This window comes from Arthrobacter sp. zg-Y844 (genome assembly GCF_024385465.1).
Classification (GTDB): domain Bacteria; phylum Actinomycetota; class Actinomycetes; order Actinomycetales; family Micrococcaceae; genus Arthrobacter_B.
The window spans coordinates 805,074-829,313 of the sequence record NZ_JANFLS010000001.1 but is presented as its reverse complement, the minus strand read 5'-3'; the positions used below and the strand labels follow the sequence as shown (position 1 = coordinate 829,313).

The 24,240-nt window shown below is 66.2% G+C and carries 22 protein-coding genes; 6 read left to right on the top strand and 16 right to left on the bottom strand.

The genetic code is table 11. From position 1 onward, the window contains the following. The first annotated feature begins 133 nt into the window (after positions 1-133). The 4 genes from NNX35_RS03865 to NNX35_RS03850 all read left to right on the top strand — a co-directional run bounded on the left by NNX35_RS03865 (position 134) and on the right by NNX35_RS03850 (position 4,006). Positions 134-1,186, top strand: a complete 1,053-nt coding sequence (locus NNX35_RS03865) for a glucose 1-dehydrogenase (protein WP_255867027.1) — start codon at positions 134-136, stop codon at positions 1,184-1,186. 98 nt (positions 1,187-1,284) lie between these two features. Then, positions 1,285-1,572, top strand: coding sequence for a hypothetical protein (locus NNX35_RS03860; protein WP_255765208.1), 288 nt, complete (start codon positions 1,285-1,287; stop codon positions 1,570-1,572). A gap of 168 nt (positions 1,573-1,740) precedes the next feature. Next, entirely contained in the window at positions 1,741-2,499 is a 759-nt protein-coding gene (locus NNX35_RS03855; protein WP_255862426.1) for a trimeric intracellular cation channel family protein, read from the top strand. Between the two features lie 127 nt (positions 2,500-2,626). After that, complete coding sequence (locus NNX35_RS03850; protein ID WP_255765206.1) at positions 2,627-4,006, top strand: NAD-dependent succinate-semialdehyde dehydrogenase; 1,380 nt, start codon at positions 2,627-2,629, stop codon at positions 4,004-4,006. 44 nt (positions 4,007-4,050) lie between these two features. Here NNX35_RS03850 and NNX35_RS03845 read toward each other — a convergent pair whose 3' ends face one another. The 13 genes from NNX35_RS03845 to NNX35_RS03785 all read right to left on the bottom strand — a co-directional run bounded on the left by NNX35_RS03845 (position 4,051) and on the right by NNX35_RS03785 (position 18,261). After that, positions 4,051-5,094: an ABC transporter substrate-binding protein gene (locus tag NNX35_RS03845; RefSeq protein ID WP_255765204.1), complete on the bottom strand. Its 1,044-nt coding sequence runs from the start codon at positions 5,092-5,094 to the stop codon at positions 4,051-4,053. A 26-nt stretch (positions 5,095-5,120) separates the two neighbouring features. After that, positions 5,121-6,014 carry an ABC transporter permease gene (locus tag NNX35_RS03840; RefSeq protein WP_255862428.1) on the bottom strand — a complete coding sequence of 298 codons (894 nt, stop codon included), beginning with the start codon at positions 6,012-6,014 and terminating at the stop codon, positions 5,121-5,123. Then, positions 6,011-6,778, bottom strand: a complete 768-nt coding sequence (locus NNX35_RS03835) for an ABC transporter ATP-binding protein (RefSeq protein ID WP_255765202.1) — start codon at positions 6,776-6,778, stop codon at positions 6,011-6,013. The genes NNX35_RS03840 and NNX35_RS03835 overlap by 4 nt, the downstream gene beginning before the upstream one ends. Next, complete coding sequence (locus NNX35_RS03830) at positions 6,775-7,740, bottom strand: DUF6282 family protein (protein WP_255867025.1); 966 nt, start codon at positions 7,738-7,740, stop codon at positions 6,775-6,777. Before NNX35_RS03830 ends, NNX35_RS03835 begins: the two co-directional genes overlap by 4 nt. 164 nt (positions 7,741-7,904) lie before the next feature. After that, complete coding sequence (locus NNX35_RS03825) at positions 7,905-8,381, bottom strand: GtrA family protein (RefSeq protein WP_255867023.1); 477 nt, start codon at positions 8,379-8,381, stop codon at positions 7,905-7,907. Positions 8,382-8,523: 142 nt separating this feature from the next. Further along, positions 8,524-10,086, bottom strand: coding sequence for an ATP-binding protein (locus tag NNX35_RS03820; RefSeq protein ID WP_255765199.1), 1,563 nt, complete (start codon positions 10,084-10,086; stop codon positions 8,524-8,526). A 7-nt stretch (positions 10,087-10,093) separates the two neighbouring features. Then, positions 10,094-10,909, bottom strand: a complete 816-nt coding sequence (locus NNX35_RS03815) for an alpha/beta fold hydrolase (RefSeq protein WP_255867022.1) — start codon at positions 10,907-10,909, stop codon at positions 10,094-10,096. Between the two features lie 221 nt (positions 10,910-11,130). Further along, positions 11,131-11,673 carry a dihydrofolate reductase family protein gene (locus tag NNX35_RS03810; protein ID WP_255862432.1) on the bottom strand — a complete coding sequence of 181 codons (543 nt, stop codon included), beginning with the start codon at positions 11,671-11,673 and terminating at the stop codon, positions 11,131-11,133. A gap of 77 nt (positions 11,674-11,750) precedes the next feature. Continuing rightward, entirely contained in the window at positions 11,751-13,208 is a 1,458-nt protein-coding gene (locus NNX35_RS03805) for a benzaldehyde dehydrogenase (RefSeq protein WP_255862433.1), read from the bottom strand. A 63-nt stretch (positions 13,209-13,271) separates the two neighbouring features. Then, positions 13,272-14,306 (bottom strand): ABC transporter permease, encoded by a 1,035-nt coding sequence (locus NNX35_RS03800; RefSeq protein ID WP_255765195.1) that lies wholly within the window; start codon positions 14,304-14,306, stop codon positions 13,272-13,274. Between the two features lie 45 nt (positions 14,307-14,351). Beyond that, entirely contained in the window at positions 14,352-15,911 is a 1,560-nt protein-coding gene (locus tag NNX35_RS03795) for a sugar ABC transporter ATP-binding protein (RefSeq protein WP_255765194.1), read from the bottom strand. 83 nt (positions 15,912-15,994) lie between these two features. Further along, the gene (locus tag NNX35_RS03790; protein ID WP_255765193.1) at positions 15,995-17,113 is read right to left on the bottom strand and encodes a sugar ABC transporter substrate-binding protein; all 1,119 of its coding nucleotides are present in this window, start codon (positions 17,111-17,113) and stop codon (positions 15,995-15,997) included. A gap of 143 nt (positions 17,114-17,256) precedes the next feature. Continuing rightward, on the bottom strand, positions 17,257-18,261 hold the full coding sequence (locus NNX35_RS03785) for a helix-turn-helix domain-containing protein (protein WP_255765192.1): 1,005 nt from the start codon (positions 18,259-18,261) through the stop codon (positions 17,257-17,259). Between the two features lie 205 nt (positions 18,262-18,466). Between NNX35_RS03785 and NNX35_RS03780 the strand changes: the two genes are divergently transcribed. After that, entirely contained in the window at positions 18,467-20,260 is a 1,794-nt protein-coding gene (locus NNX35_RS03780) for a thiamine pyrophosphate-requiring protein (protein WP_255867021.1), read from the top strand. An 84-nt stretch (positions 20,261-20,344) separates the two neighbouring features. Here NNX35_RS03780 and NNX35_RS03775 read toward each other — a convergent pair whose 3' ends face one another. The 3 genes from NNX35_RS03775 to NNX35_RS03765 all read right to left on the bottom strand — a co-directional run bounded on the left by NNX35_RS03775 (position 20,345) and on the right by NNX35_RS03765 (position 23,309). Beyond that, on the bottom strand, positions 20,345-21,631 hold the full coding sequence (locus tag NNX35_RS03775) for an ammonium transporter (RefSeq protein ID WP_255862437.1): 1,287 nt from the start codon (positions 21,629-21,631) through the stop codon (positions 20,345-20,347). A 243-nt stretch (positions 21,632-21,874) separates the two neighbouring features. Then, positions 21,875-22,471: an HdeD family acid-resistance protein gene (locus NNX35_RS03770; protein ID WP_255862438.1), complete on the bottom strand. Its 597-nt coding sequence runs from the start codon at positions 22,469-22,471 to the stop codon at positions 21,875-21,877. Between the two features lie 160 nt (positions 22,472-22,631). After that, on the bottom strand, positions 22,632-23,309 hold the full coding sequence (locus NNX35_RS03765; protein WP_255867020.1) for a phosphoribosyltransferase: 678 nt from the start codon (positions 23,307-23,309) through the stop codon (positions 22,632-22,634). Positions 23,310-23,445: 136 nt separating this feature from the next. Here NNX35_RS03765 and NNX35_RS03760 point away from each other — a divergent pair, with 136 nt between their 5' ends. Beyond that, positions 23,446-24,198 (top strand): SDR family oxidoreductase, encoded by a 753-nt coding sequence (locus NNX35_RS03760; RefSeq protein ID WP_255867019.1) that lies wholly within the window; start codon positions 23,446-23,448, stop codon positions 24,196-24,198. Positions 24,199-24,240: the final 42 nt, after the last annotated feature.

Here is a 24,240-nt window from a genome sequence, read left to right as displayed (position 1 = left end):
AAGGCCTGCCCCCATGGGGCGGGCCTTCATTGTTTCCGCGGCCGTTTCGGCTCTGCCTGTGCCGAGTCTTACCGGCGCGGCCGCGGCGCTAATCTGGGATACAGACAGCAAGCAGCCGCGGGAAGGAAACCACATGCAGGCATTGATAATCACCCCCGGGCAGAAGGACTCGCTGGAGTTGCGGGATCTTCCCGAGCCGGAAGCCGGTGAAGGCAGCGTGCTGGTGGAGACGCTCGCGGTGGGCCTGTGCGCCACCGACCGCGAAGTCATTGCCGCCGAATTCGGCACCGCACCCGAGGACCGGGACTACCTGGTGATGGGACACGAGAACCTGGGCCGCGTCGTCGAGGCACCCGAGGGCTCGGACCTTGCCGCCGGGGACCTGGTGGTCGGGATTGTCCGCCGACCCTGTGCGGAAAACTGCCGGGCCTGCGCCGCCGGCGAGTGGGACATGTGCCTGACCGGAACCTACACCGAACACGGTATTGAAGGACTCGACGGTTTCGCGCGCGAATATTGGCGCGGGGACCCCGATGACATGGTGAAGCTCGAACCCTCCCTGGAACGCGTAGGGGTCCTGCTGGAACCCGCCACCATCCTGGCCAAGGCCTGGGAACAGATCGACCGGATCGGCGGCCGCGCCTACTTCCGGCCGCAGGTTGTCGCCGTGACCGGCGCCGGGCCCGTGGGACTGCTCGGTGCCTTGTTCGGGGTGCAGCGCGGACTCGAAGTGCACGTCTTCGACCTGGAAGAGGACGGACCGAAGGAGAAGCTGACCAAGGAACTTGGCGCCGTCTTCCACACCGACACCCTCCCCGAATCCGGCATCAACCCGGACATCATCATCGAATGCACCGGGGTGCCCACGGTGATCAATGACGTGCTGCAGCACGGCGCCAAAAACTCGGTCACCTGCCTCACCGGGGTCTCCGAGCCCGATGGCGAGCAGCCCGTGGACCTGGGTGCCCTGAACCTGAACCTGGTGATGGACAACCGCGTGGTCTTCGGCACCGTCAACGCCAACCGCCGCCACTACCTCAAGGCGGCCGCGGCCCTGGCCAAGAGCGATGCACGGTGGCTTGAGCAGCTGATCTCCCGCCGGGTTCCGCTGGCGGACTATGCACAGGCCTTCGAGGACCGCGACGGGGACATCAAGGTGGTGCTGGACCTGCGGGACGACGCCTGACCCGTCCGCAGGCTATTTCTACTGGGCGGCTTCGGTGATAGACAGAAGGGACGGAAGCCGCCCCGGCGGCCACGGCAACCTGCATTGGAGGCACGCATATGCGTAAGGACGCTGACCAACCGGTAATTCCCGACGGTTCGGAGGGTGACCGGGCCGAGCAGTCACTGCCCGCGGTTCCCGGTGCAGGCGACGCCGGACCGGAAGGTGAAATCCACCGGGACGGTTCCGAGGCGGACGGCATTGAGCAGGACATTCCCGCAGTTCCGGGCGCAGGCGACGCCGGACCGGAAGGTGAAATCCACCCGGACGGGTCCGAGGCCGACATCCTGGAACAGAAAGCAGACGTACCGGGGAGTGACGAGGACTATCCCCCGGGGGACGGCTGATCCCGTTTAGCCCCGTTAATATTTGTCACGGTGGCTTCAGGTTCATTCCGCCGCCGGCTGTAAAACCCCCGGTTTGTCTGAATCCCTGCGGTTTGGGTGAATTCCTCCGCTGCGCAGCGGAGGGATTTGCACAAACCGCAGGATTTTCCGGGCCCGCAGCCACGTAGAATGAACGGCGGCAGAACGGGCAACGGAAACAGCAGGAGCGGCGTGGATCTTTTCGACCCGAGGGCGGTGTTCGACGCCGTCGATCTCGCCGGGGTGCTGGCGAACGGAGTCCTCGGCGGCGCGGTCGCGCGGCAGCTGCGGATGGACCCGGTGGGTTTCCTGGTCCTGGCGCTCACCTCGGCGTTGGGCGGCGGCGTGTTGCGTGACACCCTCCTGCAGGCCGGCACCCCCGTAGCGCTGACAAACCCCGCTTATCTCTTTGCAGCAATCGCCGGAGCCGTCATTGCCTATGCCATTGAGCTCAAGGGCAAATGGGCCAACCGGTTCCTCATCGTGATCGACGCCTTCGCGCTGGGCTGCTGGGCCGCCACCGGCACGGCCAAGGCGCTGGGGCTGGGGCTGGAATGGCTGCCGGCCATCCTGATCGGCGTTGTCACCGCCGTGGGCGGCGGCATGATCCGCGACATCGTGGTGGGCCGCGTGCCGGCCATTTTCGGCGGCAACACGCTGTACGCCACCGGTGCCCTCGTGGCCGCCGTCGAAATGGTGATCCTCTATCAGCTGGGCTTGCAGAACGTGGGCATGGGCGTGGCCATCGGCACCTGCGCCGTGCTGTGCACGGTGGCCCGCCGCCGCGGGTGGCGGCTGCCCGGACCGGGGGAGTTCAGCGTCCGGCTGAGCCGTCGTCCGCGCACGGAGGACCGGAGAAGCTCGGGCCAGGGCTGGCCGCGGCCTAAGTTCTGGAAACTCCGCCGCTGACGCGCAGCCGCGGCTCCGCTTTGCGGTAATTCGCGCCGCAAAGCCCCTGAAACAAGAACCGACGCGGATTTAGTCCCGGAAATCCAGGCTTTCGCAGACTGGATTTGCAGGGAGTAGCGTGGCAAATATGAGTGCTTACAAGAGCGTAAATCCAGCCACCGGAGAAACCCTTCAGGAATTCGCTGAAGCCACCGACGCCGAAATCAACCAGGCCGTCACTGCAGCACATGAGGCCTTCGCCAGCTGGCGGAACGAGCCCGTGGAGAACCGCACCAAGGTCATCACCCGCGTTGCGGAACTGTACCGGGAACGCGCCGAGGAGCTCGCCAAGCTGATTGCCCTCGAAATGGGCAAGCCGCTGCGCGAGGCGAAGAATGAGGTTGCCCTCTCCGCCAACATCTACGAGTACTACGCCACCCAGGGCCCCGGCTTCATGGCTGACGAGCAGCTCGACGTCAAGGGCGGCGGCAACGCCGTGGTCCGCACCGAGCCCGTGGGCGCGCTTCTGGGCATCATGCCGTGGAACTACCCGTACTACCAGGTGGCCCGCTTTGCCGGCCCCAATCTGATGCTCGGCAACACCGTGCTGCTCAAGCATGCGAACAACTGCCCGCAGTCCGCCCTGGCGATGGCACAGATCTTCGCCGACGCCGGCGTACCCGAGGGTGCCTACGTCAACCTGTTCGCCACCAACGAGCAGGCCGCGGACATCATCGCGGATGCCCGGATCCAGGGCGTGTCCCTGACCGGCTCCGAGCGGGCAGGCTCCGCCGTCGCCGAGGTGGCCGGCCGGAACCTGAAGAAGTACGTCCTCGAACTCGGCGGCAGCGATCCGTTCATCGTCCTCGACACCGAGGACCTCGACACCACCGTCAAGGCCGCCGTCGCCGGCCGGATGGGCAACGGCGGGCAGGCCTGCAACGCCGCCAAGCGCTTCATTGTGATGGAGGACCTCTACGACGATTTCGTGGAGAAGTTCACCGCCCGGATGGCCGCCATTGAACCCGGCGATCCGCTGCAGCCGGAAACCCGTTTCGGCCCGCTCTCCACGCAGGCTGCCGCAGACGGCCTGGTGGAGCAGATCCGCGACGCCGTGGACAAGGGTGCAACCCTGCACACCGGCGGCAGCCTGATCGACGGCCCGGGTGCCTTCGTGCAGCCGACCGTGCTGACCGATGTCACGCCGGAAATGCGGGCGTTCTCCGAGGAGCTGTTCGGTCCCGCCGCCGTCATCTACAAGGTGTCCAGCGAGGAAGAAGCCATTGAACTGGCCAACAACTCCCCGTTCGGCCTGGGCGGAGCGGTGTTCAGCGCCGACGAAGACCGCGCCCTGAACGTCGCCGACCAGCTGGAAAGCGGCATGGTCTGGATCAACGGCACCTCCGGCACGCAGGAAGACCTGCCCTTCGGCGGCGTCAAGCGCTCCGGTGTGGGCCGCGAGCTGGGACGGTTCGGCATGGCCGAATTCGTCAACAAGAAGCTGATCCGCACCCCGCAGAAGAAGTAGTAGGTCCAGCAGAAAACCCGGGGCGGCCTACCGCCCCGGGTTTTTTATGCCTGCGAGGTTTCGAGGACGAAACCGGCGTAGTCCGGTGCCTCGTCCACCAACCCGGATTCGGTGTGGAAGGCCGATGCCACTTTGTAGGACTCCTCGGTGACCTTCGTGGAGGTGGCGATTTCCTTGGGCAGCAGGGCCACCAGCGCATCGACGGTCTGCGGTTGGGTGTCCTTCAGGTACTCGCCCAAGAGGGTCCGGGCCTTTTCCGGGTTTTCCTGGATCAGTGCCAGCGACTTATCCAGTGCACGGTTGAATCCGTCCACGAGATCCTGTTTGGCCTCGATCTGGGCGCCCGTGCTGAACACTGCGCCGTGGATAGGCGACCGCAGCGTTTCGATATCGCCGCGGGTCGGGGAGATGTAGATGCTGCCCTCACCCGCGGTTTCAACCTGCTGTCCGATCGGCTGGAAGAAACACAGCGCGTCCACCCTGCCGGCGGTCAGCGCGCCGATTGCGGCGGTGGCGGCACTGCCGATGTTGACCATCGTGGAATCTGTCTGGGCGTTCTTGCCGATCTGCTTGAACAGGTACGTCATGAGCGCTTCCGTGCCGCTGCCCGGTCCGGTGATGCCGATCTGCTTACCGACCAGCGCCTGGATCCGTTCCTCGAGCGGTGCGTCAGCGGAGGGCCCGTCAAAGTTGTTCCCCACCACCACGTCCACGTAGTACTCGGTGACCAGGCCGCTGACCAGTTTCGCGTCGTCGTCGATCTTGTACAGGTTGAACGCGTCGGTGATGACGCCGGCGCCGAGATCGATGCTGCCCGATTTCAGGGCGGCGGCCACCTTGGCACCCGTTCCGAGCCGGGGGCGTTCTCCCATGGTCACTCCTTCGGCGGTGAAGAAGCCCTCCTGCTCGGCTACGAACAGTGGGAAAAACGCGATCGAGTCGCTGATCTGGCCCACATTCAGCACTCCCGGATCGGAGCTGCCCGCGTTGTTGGCGCAGGAGGCCAGGGCGGGCACGGCGGCGATGGCGGGAAGGACGAGCATCGACTTGAGCATGCTGCGCCTGGAGGGGGTAACCGTTTCAAACATTGGAGTTCCAATCTGTGGAGGAAGAGTTAGTGCTCGTCCAGCGGCTTCCAGCGGTTGATCCGCTTGCTGAGGACGGCGACGCCGGAGTTCAGGATGGTGGCAACGATGGTGAGCACCACCAGGGTGGCGAAGACGCCGGCAGTGTCGAACTGGGCGGCTGAGGCGTTGATCAGGTAGCCGAGTCCCTGGTTGGACGCGACCAGCTCGCCGATGACCGCACCGATCAGTGCGTACGGGATGGCTACCTTCAAGCCGGTGAGGAAGCCGGTCATGGAGGAGGGGAGTACGACCTTGAAGGCGACATGGCGGCGGTTGCCGCCCATCAGCCGGACTGCGTCGATCAGGCCGCGGTCCACTTCGCGGACCCCGGCGGCGGTGTTGAGGAAGACGAGGAAGAATACCGTGGCGGCTGCCAGCAGCACCTTCATGTCCATGCCGATGCCGAACCACACGATGAACAGCGGTGCCAGGGCAACCTTGGGGATGGAATACAGGGCGAGCATAAACGGATCCAGCACCTGGTAGAGCAGGTTGAAGGAGGCCAGCAGGTATCCCACCAGGGCGCCGGCAAGGGCTCCGAAGAAGAACCCGAGCAAGATCTCCTGCAGGGTGATCCAGGTGTGTGTCCAGAGCGTGCCGTCAGCGATCCAGTCCACCAGCCGTTCCAGGATCAGGCTGGGCTTGCTGATGAAGGTGATATCGATGACCGGTCCTGCGGTGATCTGCCACAGGGCCAGGAAGGCCACCAGTACTGCCGCGCGCAGGCCCCAGACGATGGTTGAGTGGCCGAACTTGTCCCACCAGGTGCGGTTCAGGTTTTCCTTGACGGGACCGGATCCGGCCGCCAGCGGCGGTACCCGGCCTGTTCCCGGTGCGGTTGCCGCCGGCAGCGCCGGCTCGGCCGCGGATGCAGCGCTCATGCCGTGGATCCTTCCTTGAGGGCGGCAGCAAGCTTCTTGTGCAGCGCCACGAATGTGGGGTCGATCCGGGTTTCATCCACCGATCGGGGACGCGGAATATTGATCGGCTCATCCAGCAGGATCCGGCCGAGCTGGCCCAGGACCACCACGCGGTCGCCGAGGAGGAGGGCCTCCTCGATGTCATGGGTGACAAAAACCACCGTCTGCCCGGAGCCCTGCCACAACCGCAGCAGCTCTTCCTGGAGTTCGTTGCGCAGCTGTGCATCCAGCGCTCCGAAGGGTTCGTCCATCAGGAGGGTCTTCGGTGCCCCTGCCAGCATTCGGGCCAGGCTGGCCCGGCGCCGCATTCCGCCGGAGAGTTCCCGGGGGTAGTGGTTCTCGAATCCGGTCAGTCCGACCTTGGCGATGAGTGACTGCGCCACCTCCCGGCGCTTCTCCTTGGATTCACCGCGGATTTCCAGCGGCATTTCGACGTTGCGAACGACGTCGCGCCACGGCATAAGCGTGTCCGACTGGGTCAGGTAGCCAATGTCCACGTTGGGGCCGTTCAGCACCGCGCCCTGGTAATGGACGGTTCCCGAACTGGGCCGGGTAAGCCCGGAGAGCAGGTTCAGCATGGTGGATTTCCCGCAGCCGCTGCGGCCGAGGATGCTGACGAATGTGCCTTCCTCGATGGAGAGGTCAAAGTCCCGCAGGGCAACGGTGGCGGTGTCATCGCGCTCGAACTGCTTGCTCAGCCCGGAGATTTCCAGCAGGGAGCTCATACGGCCTGCACCTTGCCCCGGTGGTGGGACGGGGCATCCGGCAGCGGGTCCGCACCGGCCAGCCAGCGGCTGTTATGCACAGTCATCAGCCGGACCTCTTCCTCCGTGAAATCCTGCGCCAGCAAAAGGTCCGCGGCGATGGCCAACCCGTCCTCCACAGGAGGGTTGAAGGGCTGGCCGAGGTCACTGCTGATAACCGAGTTTTCCGGGCCGGCATGGCGGATGTTGGAGAACCAGAGGTCCCAGGACACTTTGCCGGTGAGGGGAGTGGTGAGGCACCGCTCCAGCAGTGCACCCTGCTCGGCCAGCTCCCGCTGCTGATCCAGCAACATGCGCTGGGAGGTGAACTCCGGGTGGGTAATCACCATCCGGCGCACGCCCAACTCCACGGCTGCCGGAATCAGGCTGCCGGATTCGTCGGCGTGCAGGTGGCCGGTGGCAAGCGTCATGTCATGCTTTGCGATCAGCTCCAGGACCTGGCGGGCCTCCGGGACCAGCCCGCCGCCGGATTCCACCTCCACGGCGGGTGCGGCCATTCCGGCGGTGCGCAGGTCCTCCTGCAGCTGGGCCCACATGGGCGGGGTGGCGCCTTCGGGTTCTTCGGCGAGGCAGGACCGCTGGTTTGAGCTGTCCACGGTGGGCAGCCAGACAAACTGGGCTCCGCCACGCGCAGCAATCTCCACGGCGATAGGGTTCAGGCCCCCCACGGAGGCATTGAGTGTGATGGCTCCGAGGACATCCACGCCCGGGTGGACCTTGCGGACGACGGCGGCGCGCTCTGCGGTGGGCGTGTAGTGGGACTTCAGCACAAATCCGGCCATTCCGAGCTCTGCGAAACGGGCGGCTAGATCAATGTCGTCAATTCGGCGGCGCATAACGTCCGGCGCAATGTGCACATGGACGTCATAGGCGTCCCGGACTAGGTCCCGTGCGCGGGCTGAGGGCTGGTGATGGTCGGACATAAGGCTCCCTTGCCTGATGAGCGGTTGGTGCCCAAATTGTCGCCAATAATGTCAACGGTTGTCAATCCGGAAAAGTGAGCTGCTTCACAATCCGGGCAGGACAACAAATAACGCCGACGCGAAATGCGCCGGCGTAGGAACTTCAGTGGGGGAAAAGGGGGCAGCTAGACCGAGCGGGAGTTTTCCGGTTCCGCTGCCGGTTGCCCCGCGCGGTCGCTGGGACCGTTGAACACCACATACCGGTACGCGAAGTAGCGGAAGATATTGCCCAGGCCGATGCCCACCACGTTGCCCGAAATGTTGTCCGCAAAGGTGCTGCGGAAATCCAGCACGTAGTGGGAGATGAACAGGCAGCCGGTGGAAATAAGCAGCCCCACCAGATTGGTCAGGGCGAAAAGCAGCGTTTCACTGCGGATGCTCCGGGTGCGCAGCTTCCGGAAGGTCACGTAACGGCTGCCCAGCCACGAAACGGTGGTGGCCGCCGCTACCGAGATGGTCTTGGCGGCGATGGGGCTGTCCGGCACGAGGGTGGCAGAGAGAATATTGAACAGGACTACGTCAACCACGAAGGCGACGGCGCCCACTGCTGAAAACGAGCCCAGACGGCGGACGATTGCGCGCACCTTGCTGGTTTCTGCCATTACCGAAAAATCCATTCAACGCATTGCTGCGGGACGCAGCTTCCTGCCCTGGCCGGTGCACACACGCGGGGAGGGACTTTTACCTTTCGGATGATGGCACAAAGTGCATTTGGCCTCAAAATCCGTGCCGACGCAAGCCGGATCAGGGCAGTGTGACCGTAAAGACAGTGCCCTTGCCTGCCTCGCTTTCCATGGCGATGGTGCCCCCGTGCTCTTCCACAATCCGCTTGGTGATTACCAGTCCCAGCCCGACGCCGGGGATCTGCGCCCGGCGTGCGGTGCCGGAGCGGAAGAACTTAGTGAAGACCTCCGCCTGCTCGGCCTCGGTCATGCCGATGCCGGAGTCCGCTACCCGAAGGACGGTGGCACCGGTTTCGGCGCGCCAGGCGCTGACCGTCACCCGGCCGCCGTCGGGCGAGTATTTCACCGCGTTGGAGAGCAGGTTGTCCAGCACCTGGGAAATGCGCTTGGGATCGACCATGGCCGGCAGGGTCTCGGGAACCTCGGCAACGATGGTTACCGCGTTGATTTCGGCACGCGGTGCGGCGGAGGTGATGCCGGAGCGGACCAGTTCGCTGAGGTCCGTGACTTCCTGCTGGACATTGGCGGAGCCGGCCGCGGCGGTCAGCAGGTCCGAGACCAGGTGCAGGAGCTTCTCGGAATTCCGCTGCGCCACCTTCAGCGAGGAGGCCACATACGCCGGGATGGCATCTTCTTCGTCCAGCGCCAGTTCCAGGTAGCCCATGATCGAGGTCAGCGGGGTGCGCAGCTCATGGGACACATTCGCCACGAAGTCGTCCTTCGCCGCCACGGCGTTCACCAGGCCGGTGACGTCGCTGTAGGCGATCACGGAACCGCGGAAGGCGTCGTCGTCGCCCTTGACGGAGCGGGCCGAGACGCTCAGCGCCTTCTGCTCCTCACCGTTCCCGTACCAGACGAGTTGGTCCGAGAAGGACTGGCCGAGGGCTGCCCGCTTCACCGGGCGCTGGTCCACGGGGATCGGTGTGGTGCGGTCCGGCCCGAAAATGTACATCTCCGCTTCGGTGGGGCGGGTGGTGAAGGACGGGGCCGCGAGGCGCTCGTGGAGCTGCTGGCGGGAATTGGTAAGGATGCGGCGGCCGTCCTCGTCAATGACCGCCACGCCCACCCGGATGGTGTTCAGGATGGTTTCCAGCATCGACTCCTTGCGCAGGCTTTCCATCAGAGAGGCCTGCAGCACCACATCCTTTTCCTGCAGCACCACTGCCTGGGCGGTGAGGCTGGCCTCGGCCTCGGCGCGGGCGGCCTCGGCGTCCTCGGCGGTGCGCAGGGCCGAAATGAGGTCACGCTCGTACAGCCGGCGCTCGTGCGCATAGAAGGCAACCACCTGGTCCAGGGCGGGCCTCCCGCCGGCAGCGGGGGAACGGGTGGCGGAGAGCAGGACCGGGATGCGCTGGCCGTCGGGTCCCAGGAGGTCGACGGCGAGTTCGGCAAACGCGGCGTTCAAGGCCAACTGCGGCATGGCGTGGGTGGTGTAGACAATCCGGTCACCCACGGGCAGCAGCTTCAGGAAGCTGGTGCCGCGGACGTCCTCCAACGCCTTGCCGATCCATTTCTGCGCCGTGCCGTTGGCGTCCACCACGGTACCGTCCGCCAGGGTGATGAAGTACCCGGCCGGAGCGGTTTGGGACAGGGCGCGGTAGTCAAGCCGGAAATCCAGGTCCATGATGCTCCTACTTTGCCTGTTGCAGGTAGGCGAGGATGATGTCCGCGGTTTCGTCGGGAGCGCTGACATGGGGGAGGTGGCCGGTGGCTTCCATCTGCACCAGCGTGCTTTGCGGGAGGTGTTCCTGCAGGTAGCGGCCCACATGGTCCGGGGCGAGCAGGTCCGCGGAGGCCTGCATGATCAGCGCGGGGACTGAGACCCGGGGCAGCAGGCTGCGGACGTCGCTCAGGAAAGCCACGCGGGCAAACTGGCGGGCAATGCCCGGGTTGACCCGGCAGAAACTGCCTTCGAGTTCGGCGCCCAAAGCCGGAGCTGCCGGGTTGCCCATGATCACCGGCGCCATGGTGGCGGCCCAGACGAGGTAATTGGTGTCCAGGGATTCGAGGAGCTCATCGAGGTCGGCCCGGCTGAAGCCGCCTTCGTAGCCGTCCTCGGGGTAGTCCATGTAGCTGGGTGACGGTGCAACCAGGATGATGCGGGCAAGACGCTCGGCGGCGGTGGCGCCGGCGGCAATGGCCATCATGGCGCTGACGCTGTGGCCGATGAAGGTGACGTCCTGCAGGTCCAGGTCTTCGCACAGTTCCAGGACATCGGCGACGTAGCCGTCCAAGGTGGCGTACTTGGCCGGGGTGTAGGCGGCGAGATCGGAACCGCCGGCACCGACGTGGTCGAAGAGAACCACTTTGTATTCATCGGTGAAACGCGGCAGTACCCGGGACCACATGCCCTGGTCGCAGCCGAAACCGTGGGCGAAAAGCAGTACCGGTCCGTCCGCTCGTCCCAGGACGCGAACATTGTTCCGGGTGCGGATATCTGTCTTCATTTACCTGTACGCCTGCTTTTCTTCTTATGCCGTGCCCGCATTGCCGTGAGCGGAGTCTCAGCAAACATTACAGGTGTAATACCGCTTAAACGGCCAGCCGGGCCGCGGACGGAAATGCTGTTCGGCGGGGCTGTCGGTAATGCAGGGAAAACGGGTTGGCCTGGGCCGCATTCACCGACCGAACGTGCCGTGGTTACCGTTTATTTCTAGACAAACGGTCTTTACGGCACTTGCGCCACGGCATAGCGGAGCTCGGCAGCGCCGCCGTTGAACTGCGTGCTGGCGATCAGCCGCATGGGTGCGGTGGGGCCGGCCACCGGAAGCAGGCGCCGCCCGCTGCCCAATGCCACCGGCATGTAGGTGACCCACAGTTCGTCCAGCAGCCCCGCCTCGGCGAACTGTGCCGCCACATTGCCGCCGCCCACCACCCAGATGTTCCCTTCTCCCGCCGCGTCCCGAGCCTCCCGGAGCACCTCGCGGACGTCGCCGGAGGCAAACCGGACGTCCCCCTCCGCCGGGCCGGACTCTTCCCCGTGCGTGAGTACCCAGCACGGCTGGGCGTACTCCCAGCTGTCCGGTTGCTCCGCCCGGACCCAGCGGTAGGTTTCCGCCCCCATGACCACCGCGCCGACGTCGGCCATAAACCGGTCGTAGTGGTCCTGGAACGCCTCGAAACCGAACTGGAGCAGCCAGTCCAAACGGTTGTCATCGGTGGCAATAAAACCGTCAAGGGAGGACGCGACGTAATAGATGACCTTGGGCATGGGATGAGGATAGCCCGTGGTATCCGGAGGGACGTAGGGTCAGGCGGAGCTGGCCGGCCGCAATAAACGGATTCCGCCTAGAAGGGATATCCGGCAATTCCGGGCCGCATGGTCAGCCACTGCGTTTCGGTAAACGCTTCGATGTTGGCGCCCGCCCCGCCGAAACGGGAACCCGTGCCGGAGGCGCCCATCCCGCCGAACGGTGAATTGGCTTCATCGGAGACGGTTTGTTCGTTGATGTGCACTTTTCCCGAGATCATGCGGTCTGCCACCTCCATCGCCAACCCCACCTCACCCAGCACGCCCACGGAAAGGCCGTATTCGGAGGCATTGGCCAGCTCGACCGCCTCATCGACGGTCGAGAACCCCAGCACGGGGGCCACCGGACCGAAGATCTCCTCCGTCCAGGCGGGGTTGTCCGGCGTCAGCTCCGTCAAGACAGTGGGCTGGTAGAAGAGGCCCTCATAGTTTCCACCTGCCGCAATCCGGGCACCGGCGTCCTTGGCCGCCCGTACCAGGCGATCAATGTTGTCGCGCTGGCGCTCGTCGATGATCGGGCCCAGCGCCACGCTGCCGGTGTGCGGATCACCGACCGGCAGCGCCCTGGCTTTGGCCGAGAGCCTGTCGATGTACTCCTCCAGCAGGGATTCGTGGACCAGGTGGCGTCCGGTGGTCATGCAGATCTGTCCCTGGTGCATGAAGGAACCGAAGGCGCCGGCAGACGCGGCCAGTTCAATGTCGGCGCCGGGCAGCACGATCAAGGCGTTGTTGCCGCCCAGCTCCAGGTGGGCGCGCTTGAGCAGGCGGCCCGCAGTCTCGCCGACCTTGCGCCCGGCCGCCGTGGAACCCGTGAAGGAGATGATGCGTACCTCCGGCGCTTCCACCAGGGCCTGCCCAACGTCGGCACCCCCGGGGAGCAGCTGCAGGACGCCGGCAGGAAGGCCGGCCAGTTCGAAGATGCGCATGATGGACACGCCGCCGGAGACGCTGGTGCGGGGGTCCGGCTTCAGCAGTACGGCGTTGCCGAGCGCCAGGGCCGGCGCCACCGACCGGATGGAGAGGATCAGGGGGAAGTTGAAGGGGGAAATCACCGAAACGACGCCGGCAGCCCGGCGCCGCGCGAAGGACCAGCGGTTTTCATTGGAGGTCAGCACTTCCCCGGCAGGGTGGGCGGGAAGCGCAGCCGCTTCGAAACATTCGTTGGCGGCAATGTGGGTCTCCAGCGCCGCCTTTGCCTCGATTCCGCCGGTTTCGCGAATGATCCATCCTTGGATCTCCTTGGCGTGGTCCTCGAAAAGCATCCCCGCCCGCCGCAGCACCGCGGCACGCTCCTCCGGCTTGGTCTGTGCCCATGCCTGCTGCGCGGCAGCCGCCCGGGTTGCGGCGGCAAGGGCATCGGCGCGGTCCGCTGCCCCAACGGCACCCAGGACAAGCCCGGTGGAGGGTTCGACGACGTCGATAACGCCGCCGGACCCGGCCGTCCAGGAATCGGTGTGGATTTTTCCGTGCCAGGCGGATGTGGCGAGGATGGACATGGCTGCTCCTAGATTGCGGTGAAACAAGATGGCTGCGAAGGATTGGTTCCCTTGCGGGAGGGATCAGGCCGGGGTGGAGGCACCTTGACCGGGTGGTGTTTCTGCCGGGGTGGAACCCGCTGCCGCAGAGGCCGGACGCACGGCCCGCGTCTTGCGGCGCTGCACCAGCGTGGCGGCTGAGACGGCGATCAGCAAAGCTACCCCGTTGAAGACGTTCGTAACCCAGGTCTTGGCGCCCAGGATGACCAGCCCGTTGGCTCCGACGGCAAGCAGGTACACGCCCGTTACAGTGCCCCAGACGTTGAAGTAGCCGGCACGGATGGCCGTGGCGCCCAGGAACGCAGCGGCGTAGGCCGGCAGCAGGAATTCCGGGCCAAGGTCCGGCGTCGCATTTCCAGCGCGGGAAGCCTGCAGCGTTCCGGCAAGTCCGCCGAGCAGTCCGGCGCCGATGAAGGCCGCGGCCAGGTATCTCTTGGTGCGCACCCCGGACAGTTCGGCGGCGTCGCGCCCCAAACCGGTGGCCCGCAGGTATCGGCCGAAGGGAGTGCGTTCCAGGACAAACCAGAGGATGAGGGCCGCGGCGAGGAAATAGAACACAACTACCTGCAGCCCGCCGGGCAGGCGGAGCCCGGTCAGGGCCGAGAACGCATCCGAGGAATGGGTGATCAGCGTGGAATTGGTCAGCAGCAGGTTCAAACCGGCCAGGATGGTGGCCATGCCCAAGGTCGCAATAAAGGCGTTGACGCCGACGACGATGGTCATGAACGCGTTGATGGCGCCGATCAGCATTCCCAGGGCAAGCGTGGCGAGCAGGATCAGCGGCAGCGGCAGGCCGGTACCGGCCAGGACTATTCCGGTGATGGTGCAGATACCGAGGTTGGCACCCACGGAAAGATCGAACTCTCCGGCGGCCAGCGGCAGGATGACGGCCAGTGCCAGGATGCCCGGGACCGCCTGGTCGGCGAGGATTTGCCGGAAGTTGCCGGACGTCGCGAAGGTATCCGGCATAAGCAGCGCGAAGACGGCGATCATCAGTACCAGGAAGACCACGATGCCGTAGTTCTTCATGAGGATGCCGGGGTTGAGGCGGAGGTTCACTGTAGAGGCTCCTTGGTGGGGTGTGCGTAGTAGGTGGGGCGGGGCCTAAGCCGGTGCGCCGGTCTGGCAGGCGAGGGCGATTCCGTCCTCGGTGATTTCCGGCCCGGAGAGCTCGGCGGCGATCCGGCCGCGGTCCAGGACCACCACGCGGTCGGCCAGGCCGACGAAGTCGTCGTAGTCGGTGCTGGCAACCAGGACCGCCACGCCGTCGTCGGCAAGTTCCTTGAGCAGCCGGCTGATCTCCTGCCGGGCCAGTGCGTCAACGCCCTGGGAGGGTTCATCCAGCAGCAGCAGCAACGGCGTGCCGCTCGCTGCGCGTGCGACAACCACTTTCTGCTGGTTGCCGCCGGAGAGGCTGCGCACAGGTGCGGCGAGGGACGCGGTCTTCACCAGGAAGCGGCGGGAGAGGTCCTCCGCGGCGGCCTTCTCCGCAGCGCGGTTTATGACCGGTCCGCGGGTATACCGGCGGAGGCGCCCGAGCGTCAGGTTTTCCCCGACCCCCAGGTCCAGGACGACGCCGTCCCGCCGGCGGTTTTGCGGAACGCAGGCCACCCCTGTCGTGATTGCGGCTGCAGGGGAATCCGGTGCGTACGGCTTGCCGGCCAAGGTCATGGACCCGGCGGAGGGCTGTTGGGCACCGGCGATCAGGCGGACCAGTTCGCTGCGGCCGCAGCCGACCAGGCCCGTAACCCCCACGATCTCGCCGGCGTGCACATCGAGGTCGATGCCGTCCAGCCGGGGTCCGCTGAGTGCACGGGTGCTCAGCAGCACCGGGCCTTCGCGTTCCTCGGCGCTGCGGACGGCGGGGGACTCCAATTCGCGGCCGATGACCAGGGAAACGACCGCGGCAGCGTCACGTTCGCCCAGCGGCTCGTCCGCAACGAGCAGGCCGTCGCGGAGCACGGCGACGTTGTCCGCGATGCGGCGGACCTCCTCGATCCGGTGGCTGACATAGACGGCGGTTCCGCCGTGGCCGCGCAGCATGTCCAACAGGGCCAGCACGCGGTCTGCCTCGTGCGCGGGCAGCGAGGCGGTGGGCTCGTCCAGGATCAGGATGTTGCGGCGGAGCGCGTCGACGTCGGCGGGGGCGCCGTCGTCGACGCTGCCGGAGCGGTGCTGGAAGGCACGGGCGATCCCCACCATGGTGCGGGTGGAGGGGGTGAGGTCACCGACCAGCCTGCCGGGATGTTCGTCGATGCCCAGAAGTTCCAACGTGGCTGCCACGTGGGCGTGTTCCTTCCGGAGCTTCACCGGGGAAAAAGCGGTGCGGGTAAAGAACCCGTCGGAAAGCGCAAAGTTGTCGGCGATGGTCAGCGCGTCCACGAGTCCCAGGTCCTGGTGAAGGAACCGCAGGCCTGCGGCGTGTGCGGCCGCGGGTGTAAGCGGCAGTTGCAGGTCCTTGCCGCGGACCGAAAGGCTTCCGCCCGGATCCGGCGCGTAGACCCCGGCCAGGATCTTGATCAGCGTCGACTTTCCGGAGCCGTTCATGCCCAACAGCGCGGTCACTTTGCCGGTCTGGATGTCGAGGCTGACGCCGTCGAGGGCCCGTTGTCCGGTAAAGGTCTTGCTGATTCCGCGGATGCTCAGGGCTGCGGTGTGCTCCATGGGTACTCCTGAATGTGTGGCAGCGGGAAAGCGGTATACGGCCGGCCCGGATAACCGGGCCGGCCGCGTGGGTTCCGCGGAAACTACCCCGCGTTCTCCCACAGAGCCGTGAAGGCTGACTTCCAGTCGGAGTCACCCGTCCACGGCAGCTCGGGCAGGGTCTCCTGCAGCACCATGCGTTTGGGCATTTCGATGACCTGGTGCCCGCTGGCACCGTTGGCGAAGAGATTGTTCATCTCATGCACGGACAGGTAGCCCGTGTGCTCCATCGGCTTGATGACGTCCGCGAACTGGCTCTTGCCGTCCTTGATCAGGTTCAGGTTGGCGGAGTTGCCGTCGTAGGAAACCATCTTGATCTTCTCGCCGTTGGCACTGCGCTCCACGGTGGCCTGGGTGGAGACGACGGCGGCACCGGTGTGGGTCCAGATGTAGTCGATGTCCGGGTTGGCGGTCAGGGTGGCCTGGATCTGCGGCGGCAGTCCGGACTGCAGCTGGGACATCTGCGTTTCGATGGTCTCGACGATCTCGCAGCCGGAGCAAAGCTCGGGGAGCCACTTCTCGAACGCCTCGGTGCGCGCCGTGATGGACGGGAATGCCGGGTCGGTGGTGAGCAGGATCTTCGCGTCTCCGCCGCTGTCCTGGGCGATGGCAGCAGCCATCATCTTGCCCGAGACCTCCTCATCCGGCACAACCTCGACATCGAAGCGGTCATCGGCAGGGGACATGCTGTTGACCAGGAAAATGCCTGCTTCCCGGGCCTGCTTCAGCGAAGCATCGATCTGGTCACCTACGGCGGCGGTGAAGATGATGCCGTCGGCACCGAGCTGGATCGCCTGGTCGATGGCCTGGCGGGCTTTTTCCGGATTGCCGGCCGGATCGATCATGCGGGTTTCCCAGCCAAGGGATTCAGCCGCTTCCATGGCAGCGTCGGCTCCGCGGGCGCAGGCTTCCGACGAATAGGTGCAGGGAATGACCACGATGCTCTTGTCTTTCGCGATGGCCGCGGACTCCGTCGGTACCTCTTCTTCGAGGGGCTTCTGGAAGTCGGTGAGCATGGTCTCGAGCGCCGCTGTGTCCACGGACGAGGAACCGGTCTCGGCGGCGTCGGACGCAGTGCCGGCATCGTCACCGCAGGCGGCAAGGGACAGGACCAGTGCCGGGACAGCGAGCAGCCCGAGCAGGTGGCGGGGAGAGGTTTTCATAGGGTCCGGAGCCTTTCGGAAATGACACTGGGTGTGATGTAGCTCCCACTGTCACCGGCAGGGCAGGCCCGCTGAAGGCCTGGTCCGGAACAGACAAGCCGATGTCCGGATTCGGCAAGGTTCACATTCCGGAAAAGGCCGGCTTAGTCCGCCTGGCGTGCCGCCGCTGAAACGCGGGCGTCGCGGGGAGTGCAGCCGTACTCCAGGCGGAACGCCCGGGAGAAGTGGGCGGCCGAAACGAATCCGACGGACGCCGCGACTGCTGCGATGGAGGTGGCGGCGTGGGCCGGATCTGCCAGCAGCTCCTGGGCGCGGGTCAGCCGGGTCTCCAGTACATACCGAGCCGGGCTGGTACCTGCCTCGGCGAAGACCCGGGTCAGGTGGCGTTCGCTGATCCCCACCGCACGGGCTATCTGGGCCAGGGACAGGGCCGGCCGGCCCAGATGTGCACCGATGTAACCGCGGGCGGCTGCGAGATAGGCCAGCGAAGGCGCGGCCCCGGGCTCGCCGGTAATGATGGAGAACATTTCCAGCACGCTCCGTTCCAGCTCGTCCGTATCTTCAACCGGATCCCGGAAAGCCCCTAGTACAGCGTTGGCCGTGGTGTTTGCGTGCGTGGCGGCGGGTGACCCGGCGATGCGGAGTACCCGCGGACGGAAGTACTCCTCGCGGGCCGACTGCTCTCGCAGCACCGTGCGGGGTACCTCCACGATGACCTGGCGCATATCCGTGGAAAAGCCGTACATAAAAGGCCGGTTGGCGTCATAAACGACGGCTTCGCCCGCGGCCAGGGTTTCGCAGCCGGCGTCGTGGTAGAAAAACGCCTTCCCCTCGAGCAGCAGGCAGAGCATTACGGCGTCGACCGGGTTCCTGCGGATATTCTCCGGCGCGCGTTCAATCACATGGTCATTCCCAATGATGTGCGTCAGCCGGATCCGGGGCAGCGCAAGGTTGTTCTGGGTGGCCAGGAGGCTGCGTTCCGAGAGGGTGCTGCAGCGCAGCCCGAACAGCGCCTGCTCGTTGTACTCCTCCCACAAATCCAGCCGTTGGCGCAGCGGCGCCTGTGCGGTGGAAAACCGGCTGGTCCGGCGGGCTCCTTCAAGGGGGTCGAGAGGTGCGGAATCGTTCATCGGAACGGGAATCGGCACGGCCGGAGCCTCCAATCGGGCATCTTTGTCACGAATCAGGAGCAATGCACCCAAGGGTACGTGGATGTGGTGCACGTCACTATACGGAAGTATGCGGTGGAGATGGCGCACCTGGTGCCTGCTGTGTCGCCCCCGGGTTCCCGGGGCAAGCACTCAATGCAATAGTGTGGCCGTATCGTAAGCATGCTGATTACAGGAGGCTTCCATGAGTGAGCGGCTCGTAGCGGATCTGATTGTCGAACGCCTGAAGGCCTGGAATGTGGACCGGGTGTTCGGCTACAGCGGAGACGGCATCAACACGGTCCTGGGTGCGATGCGCCGCAGCGGCGACCCCGAGTTCATCCAGGTCCGGCACGAGGAAAATGCGGCCTTCATGGCGGTGGGGCATGCAAAGTACACCGGCGGGGTAGGGGTGATGATGTCCACCCAGGGGCCCGGTGCCATCCATCTGCTCAACGGCCTGTATGACGCCCGGCTGGACGGGGCACCCGTGGTGGCCATCGTCGGGCAGCAGTCCCGCAGCGTGCTGGGGTCCTCCTACATGCAGGAAGTGGACCTGATGAACCTGACGCGGGATGTTGCCTCGGCGTTCCGCCAGCAGATCAATTCCCCCGAGCAGGTCCCGCTGGTGCTGGACCGCGCGTTTAAGAAGGCGCTGGCCACCGGCACGCCCGCCGTCGTCATCATCCCGCATGACGTGCAGCAGGCCCCGGCCCCGGAACTGGAACAGGAGCACGGCATCCTCAACACCGTTCCGGTGTTCAGCCCCGCGCGGACCTCGCCGGACCCGGCGGACATCCGGGCCGCCGCGGACCTGATCAATTCCGGCGAGCGGGTGGCCCTGCTCGTGGGGCAGGGCGCACGGGACGCCCGCGCCCAGGTAGCCGCCCTGGCCGAGAAGATCGGTGCGGGCATCACCACCAGCCTGCTCGGCAAGCCGTACGTGGATGAAACCCTGCCGCTGGCCGCCGGAACCATGGGACACCTTGGCACCAGTTCCGCCGGCTACGTGATGGACAACTGCGACACCCTGCTGATCATCGGGTCCAGCGACCCATGGACCGAGTTCTACCCGAAGCCGGGGACGGCGCGCGGGGTGCAGATTGACCGGGACGCTTCCGCGATCGGGAACCGTTACCCGGTGGAGGTCGGCATCACCGGAGACACCGTAGCCAGCCTGGACGCCCTGATCCCGTTGCTGGAAGCTAAACCGGAGGCTCCCTGGCGGCGGCAGGTGGAGGAAAGCGTGCGCCGCTGGCACGAACTGGCCCGGGTGCGGGCCATGACGCCCGCCGATCCGGTGAACCCCGAACGCGTGGTCTACGAGCTGAACCGGCGCCTGCCGGACAACGCGCAGGTGGCGGTCGACGTCGGCAGCTCCGTGTACTGGTACGCGCGGCAGCTGCACCTTCCGGAGGGCGTGCCGGCGCACCTGTCCAGCACGCTGGCCAGCATGGGCTGCGCCGTGCCGTACGGACTGGCCGCGAAGCTGGCGTATCCGGACCGGCCGGTGGTGGCGCTCTCCGGGGACGGTGCCATGCAGATGGCCGGGGTGACCGAACTGATCACCCTGAGCCGGCTCTGGCAGAAGTGGGAGGATCCGCGGTTCGTTCTCTGCGTGCTGAACAACCGCGAGCTGGCCGAGGTCACCTGGGAGCAGCGCGAAATGGAGGGCGATCCGCGGTTCGAGGACAGCCAGTCGCTGCCGGACTTCAAGTACGCCGAGTACGCCAAGCTGCTGGGACTGGAAAGCATCCGGGTGGAGGATCCGGAGCTCCTGGGGGAGGCCTGGGACGTGGCGCTCGCCGCCACCCGGCCGTTCCTGATCGAAGTGGTCACCGATCCCGCGGTGCCGCTGCTTCCTCCCTTCCCCAGCGGTGCGGCACAGGCCGAAACCATGAAGGACGGCCTGGCGCAGGAGGGCGCCGCGGGCGAGCATTCACGCCGGCTGCTGGACGTCTACCTCGAGCAGGAAGAGGGCCTGTACCGGGACCTCTGAGCCGGCCGGGGCCGGAAACAACCCGGCATACCGGAACGGGCGCACCCGCGGTGGGTGCGCCCGTTCCTCCTTTCGGTGCCCGTCCTAGGTGCGGGTCGGTGCGCCGAGCTCCACGGGTTCTTCATCATTCAGGTACGCGGATTCGGAGTGCGCCATGAGGTCGATGCCCTTGAGTTCACTCTCTTCGGGGATGCGCAGGCCGATGGTCAGCTGCAGCACCTTGGCAATCAGCCAGGTCACCACGAAGGAGTAGACCAGTACGGCTCCGCAGGCGACTGCCTGGCTGCCGAGCAGGGAGAAGCCGCCGCCGTAGAAGAGGCCGCTGACCCCGTTGGGTGCAGCCTCGGTGGCGAACAGGCCAATCAGGAGGGTGCCCAGCAGGCCGCCGACGGCGTGTACCGCCACCACGTCCAGCGAGTCATCGAAGCCAAGGCGGAACTTCAATTCGATGGCCAGGGAGCAGACCAGCCCGGCGATCGCACCGATGGCGACGGCACCCAGGGGGCTTACCGCCCCGCAGGCCGGAGTAATGGCCACCAGGGCGGCGATCAGGCCCGACGCCGCGCCAAGGCTCGAGGAGCGTCCCAGCCGCAGGCGTTCCATCAGCATCCAGCCAAGCATGCCCGCAGCTGCCGCGACTGCCGTGTTGAGGAAGACGACGGCTGCTGAGTGCCCGGCGCTGAGGGCGGACCCGGCGTTGAAGCCGTACCACCCGATCCAGAGCAGGCTTGCTCCCAGCAGGATCAGCGGCCGGCTGTGCGGCTGGCCGTGCGAGTGCGGCCAGCCTTTGCTGCGGCCCAGGACCAGTGCCAGGGCCAGGGCGGCAACGCCGGCGTTCAGGTGCACCGCGGTGCCGCCGGCGAAGTCGATGGCGCCCAGCTGGTTGGCGATCCAGCCGCCGACGACGGTGCCTTCCGCGTTGTCGAAGGCGAACACCCAGTGTGCCACCGGGAAGTAGACCAGCGTGGCCCAGAGTCCGGCGAAGACCATCCAGGCGCCGAACTTCATCCGTCCGGCCGCGGACCCGGCAACCAGGGCGGTGGTTACGCACGCGAACATCAACTGGAAGGCAGCGAACAGGGCCACCGGGATGGCCGCGGCCGGATCTTCAGTAAGGAGTGCGGAGAGGCCGAGGTATTCCAGCGGGTCGCCCAGCAGGCCCATGCCGCCCAGCGAGTCGCCGAACGCTGCGGAGTAGCCGTAAAGCACCCAAAGGACGGCCACGAGGCTGGCCCCGCCAAAGCACATCATCATCATGTTCAGGATCCGCCGTGAGCCCACCATGCCGCCGTAGAAGAAGGCGATCCCGGGGATCATCAGGCAGACCAATGCGGAACTGGCCAGCAGCCAGGCCGTGTTTCCAGAGTCCATGGAGGTACTCCCGTTCGGGTTGTGCGCCCGTTCCTGCCTCTGCCGATGCAGCCGGGCGGAGAATATGGACGGGCCAGCCCCCCGCGGCTGGCCGGCACCCCGGTACCGGCGGCGCTGGTTTAAGCATGGGGCCGGTATGTTACGGCCGGGAGCGCCTCCAGGTTAGCGCTGCGTTAACGCGGTCTGGATGTCTGCTGGGAGGTTTCTGGACGTGCACGGCGGGTTGCGGGCGCGGCTGGCGGACTACGCGGTGCGGGGCATGCCGCGGCCGAAGGCGAAGGCACGGACAATCTGGAGCACACCCAGGACCACAAGGAAGATCCCGCCGTAAATCACCAGGACCGCGAGGCTTTCCAGGGGGAGGAAGAGCACCACTATCCCGGCGAGGATGCTCAGGATCCCCAACACAATGGCGAACCAGCGGGACCCGCCGCGGTCCGATTCGGCCAGGGCCATCACGCCCTCCACGATCCACGCAATCCCGATGATCAGCCCCAGCGCCGTCAGGGTTTCGGCGGGGTTCCGCATGGCAATGACGCCCACCACCAGGAGCGCCAGGCCCACCAGGATATTGAGGATTTTCAATCCCGCACCCAGCCCGGTGAAGATGCCCAGCAGGATGCGGACGGCACCGGCAATGACGAAATACAGGCCGAAGAGGGCCGCCAGCACCTCAAGCGTCGCTCCGGGCCAGAAGAGGATCAGCAGCCCAAGGACCACGGAAACCACCCCGGTGATGCACAGTCCGAGGCGGATACCGCGGACGACGGATTTGGCCAGGTTCATGGCGTCCAACGCAAACCCGCCCTCTTGCTGGAACTCGCTGCCTGATGCGGACATCCTCAAGACCTCCAAAGATATTCCCCCATCGGCCCGGCTGGCCTGTCTCCCCAGTATCCGGTGCCAACGCCCGGCTTCTCTAGGGAACAGCCGCGGAACCAGCCGTTTGGACCCGGATCGTCGCTGCGGCCGGCCTGTGCCGGAGGGGTGGGTGCGCCCGTCAGGCGCCCAGCAGGTCCCGGACCTCGGCGTCGGTGGTCTGGCCGAACCGGCGGTACGCCAGTCCCACGGCGTCCAATCCGCTGCGCGGCCAGGGCACCACGACGTCGTCGGCCGACGGGCTGAGCAGCTCCGCCGCACTGCCGCACGCCACCGGCGCAGCGGCGACCAGGCGGGCCGGGTCCAGCTGCCGGACCGCGCCAAGGGCCGCACGCATGGTCGCTCCGGTGGCCAACCCGTCATCCACCGCAATGACGGTGCAGCCGGCAATGCGCCGTTCCGGCGATCCTTGGCGGAACAGCTCCTCCCGGCTCCGGACCTCGCCGAGCTGCTGTTCGACGGCGGCCGCGAACAGGGCCTCCGCGTCCTGCGTGCGGCTGCGCCAATACCGGAGCACGTCCTCGTTGCGGACAATGCAGACCGTTCCAGCGATGCCGGCGACTGCGCCGGCCGCCAGTTCGGGCTGTTCCGGATAGCCGATCTTCCGCACCACCACCACATCCAGCGGGGCGGACAGCGTGCGGGCCACCTCGGCTGCCACGGGAACCCCGCCGCGGGGGAGGCCCAGGACCAGCAGGTCCGGTGCACCCGCGTAGGGGAACAGCCCGACGGCGAGCGCGCGGCCGGCGTCGGCGCGGTCCTGCCAGCGCGGGGAGGGGGCGGAGTTCGAGAAAAACATGGGATGGGCGGATCCGGTGGGACGGAAAATCGGGTTCGGGTGCTCCTCCCAAGCTAGGGACCGCCGCAGGCACCGGCAAGGGGTCCACCCAACCCGCTGCGTTGCCAAACCGGGGCCGGCATAGAAAGGTGTCCTTATGACGCAGACAGCAGTTGTTACAGGAGCCACTTCCGGAATCGGCGCGGAGTTCGCCCGCCAGCTGGCGCAGCGAGGCTATGACCTGGTGCTCACCGGCCGGAACACCGAGCGGCTGGAATCCACCGCGGCGGAACTCGCCCGGGACTACTCTGTGAAGACCGAGTGGATCGCGGCCGACCTCGCCACCTCCGAGGGAGTGGACGCCGTCGCCGACCGTGTGCAGAAGCCCGACGTCGGACTGCTGGTCAATAACGCCGGATACGGTCTGAAAAACGACTTTGCCCGGAACGAACTGCAGGCCGAGATCGACCACCTGAATGTGCTGGTGGGTGCGCCGCTGCAGCTGAGCCACGCCGCACTGAACGCGATGCAGTCCAACGGCGGCGGCCGGATCATCAACGTGGCCTCCGTAGCCGGCTTCATCCCGCGGGGAACCTACAGTGCCGCCAAGGCATGGGTGATCAACTTCAGCCGCTGGGCCAACCTCTACTACCGGGGCCGCGGCATCACCGTGACCGCCGTATGCCCGGGGTTTGTGCACACGGATTTCCATGCGCGCATGGAAATGGACAAGAGCGTTTACCCCAAGTGGATGTGGCTCAGTGCGGACCGCGTGGTGCGTGAAGCCCTGGCCGACGCCTTTGCGGGCAAGGGCATTTCCATTCCGTCCAAGCGGTACCGGGTGCTGGCCACGGTGGGCAGCCGGGCACCGCAGGCGCTGGTGGCCCGGCTGGCGGGCCGGGGGCGGTAGGGGGCCGCCGACGTCGGGCGTCACGGAAGCTGGCGGAGCCGT

Excerpts from the sequence above, each read along its gene's own strand:
- NNX35_RS03865 (WP_255867027.1), top strand. The coding sequence starts at position 134 with ATGCAGGCATTGATAATCACCCCCGGGCAGAAGGACTCGCTGGAGTTG.
- NNX35_RS03860 (WP_255765208.1), top strand. The coding sequence starts at position 1,285 with ATGCGTAAGGACGCTGACCAACCGGTAATTCCCGACGGTTCGGAGGGT.
- NNX35_RS03855 (WP_255862426.1), top strand. The coding sequence starts at position 1,741 with ATGAACGGCGGCAGAACGGGCAACGGAAACAGCAGGAGCGGCGTGGAT.
- NNX35_RS03850 (WP_255765206.1), top strand. The coding sequence starts at position 2,627 with ATGAGTGCTTACAAGAGCGTAAATCCAGCCACCGGAGAAACCCTTCAG.
- NNX35_RS03845 (WP_255765204.1), bottom strand. The coding sequence starts at position 5,094 with ATGTTTGAAACGGTTACCCCCTCCAGGCGCAGCATGCTCAAGTCGATG.
- NNX35_RS03840 (WP_255862428.1), bottom strand. The coding sequence starts at position 6,014 with ATGAGCGCTGCATCCGCGGCCGAGCCGGCGCTGCCGGCGGCAACCGCA.
- NNX35_RS03835 (WP_255765202.1), bottom strand. The coding sequence starts at position 6,778 with ATGAGCTCCCTGCTGGAAATCTCCGGGCTGAGCAAGCAGTTCGAGCGC.
- NNX35_RS03830 (WP_255867025.1), bottom strand. The coding sequence starts at position 7,740 with ATGTCCGACCATCACCAGCCCTCAGCCCGCGCACGGGACCTAGTCCGG.
- NNX35_RS03825 (WP_255867023.1), bottom strand. The coding sequence starts at position 8,381 with ATGGCAGAAACCAGCAAGGTGCGCGCAATCGTCCGCCGTCTGGGCTCG.
- NNX35_RS03820 (WP_255765199.1), bottom strand. The coding sequence starts at position 10,086 with ATGGACCTGGATTTCCGGCTTGACTACCGCGCCCTGTCCCAAACCGCT.
- NNX35_RS03815 (WP_255867022.1), bottom strand. The coding sequence starts at position 10,909 with ATGAAGACAGATATCCGCACCCGGAACAATGTTCGCGTCCTGGGACGA.
- NNX35_RS03810 (WP_255862432.1), bottom strand. The coding sequence starts at position 11,673 with ATGCCCAAGGTCATCTATTACGTCGCGTCCTCCCTTGACGGTTTTATT.
- NNX35_RS03805 (WP_255862433.1), bottom strand. The coding sequence starts at position 13,208 with ATGTCCATCCTCGCCACATCCGCCTGGCACGGAAAAATCCACACCGAT.
- NNX35_RS03795 (WP_255765194.1), bottom strand. The coding sequence starts at position 15,911 with ATGGAGCACACCGCAGCCCTGAGCATCCGCGGAATCAGCAAGACCTTT.
- NNX35_RS03790 (WP_255765193.1), bottom strand. The coding sequence starts at position 17,113 with ATGAAAACCTCTCCCCGCCACCTGCTCGGGCTGCTCGCTGTCCCGGCA.
- NNX35_RS03780 (WP_255867021.1), top strand. The coding sequence starts at position 18,467 with ATGAGTGAGCGGCTCGTAGCGGATCTGATTGTCGAACGCCTGAAGGCC.
- NNX35_RS03775 (WP_255862437.1), bottom strand. The coding sequence starts at position 21,631 with ATGGACTCTGGAAACACGGCCTGGCTGCTGGCCAGTTCCGCATTGGTC.
- NNX35_RS03770 (WP_255862438.1), bottom strand. The coding sequence starts at position 22,471 with ATGTCCGCATCAGGCAGCGAGTTCCAGCAAGAGGGCGGGTTTGCGTTG.
- NNX35_RS03765 (WP_255867020.1), bottom strand. The coding sequence starts at position 23,309 with ATGTTTTTCTCGAACTCCGCCCCCTCCCCGCGCTGGCAGGACCGCGCC.
- NNX35_RS03760 (WP_255867019.1), top strand. The coding sequence starts at position 23,446 with ATGACGCAGACAGCAGTTGTTACAGGAGCCACTTCCGGAATCGGCGCG.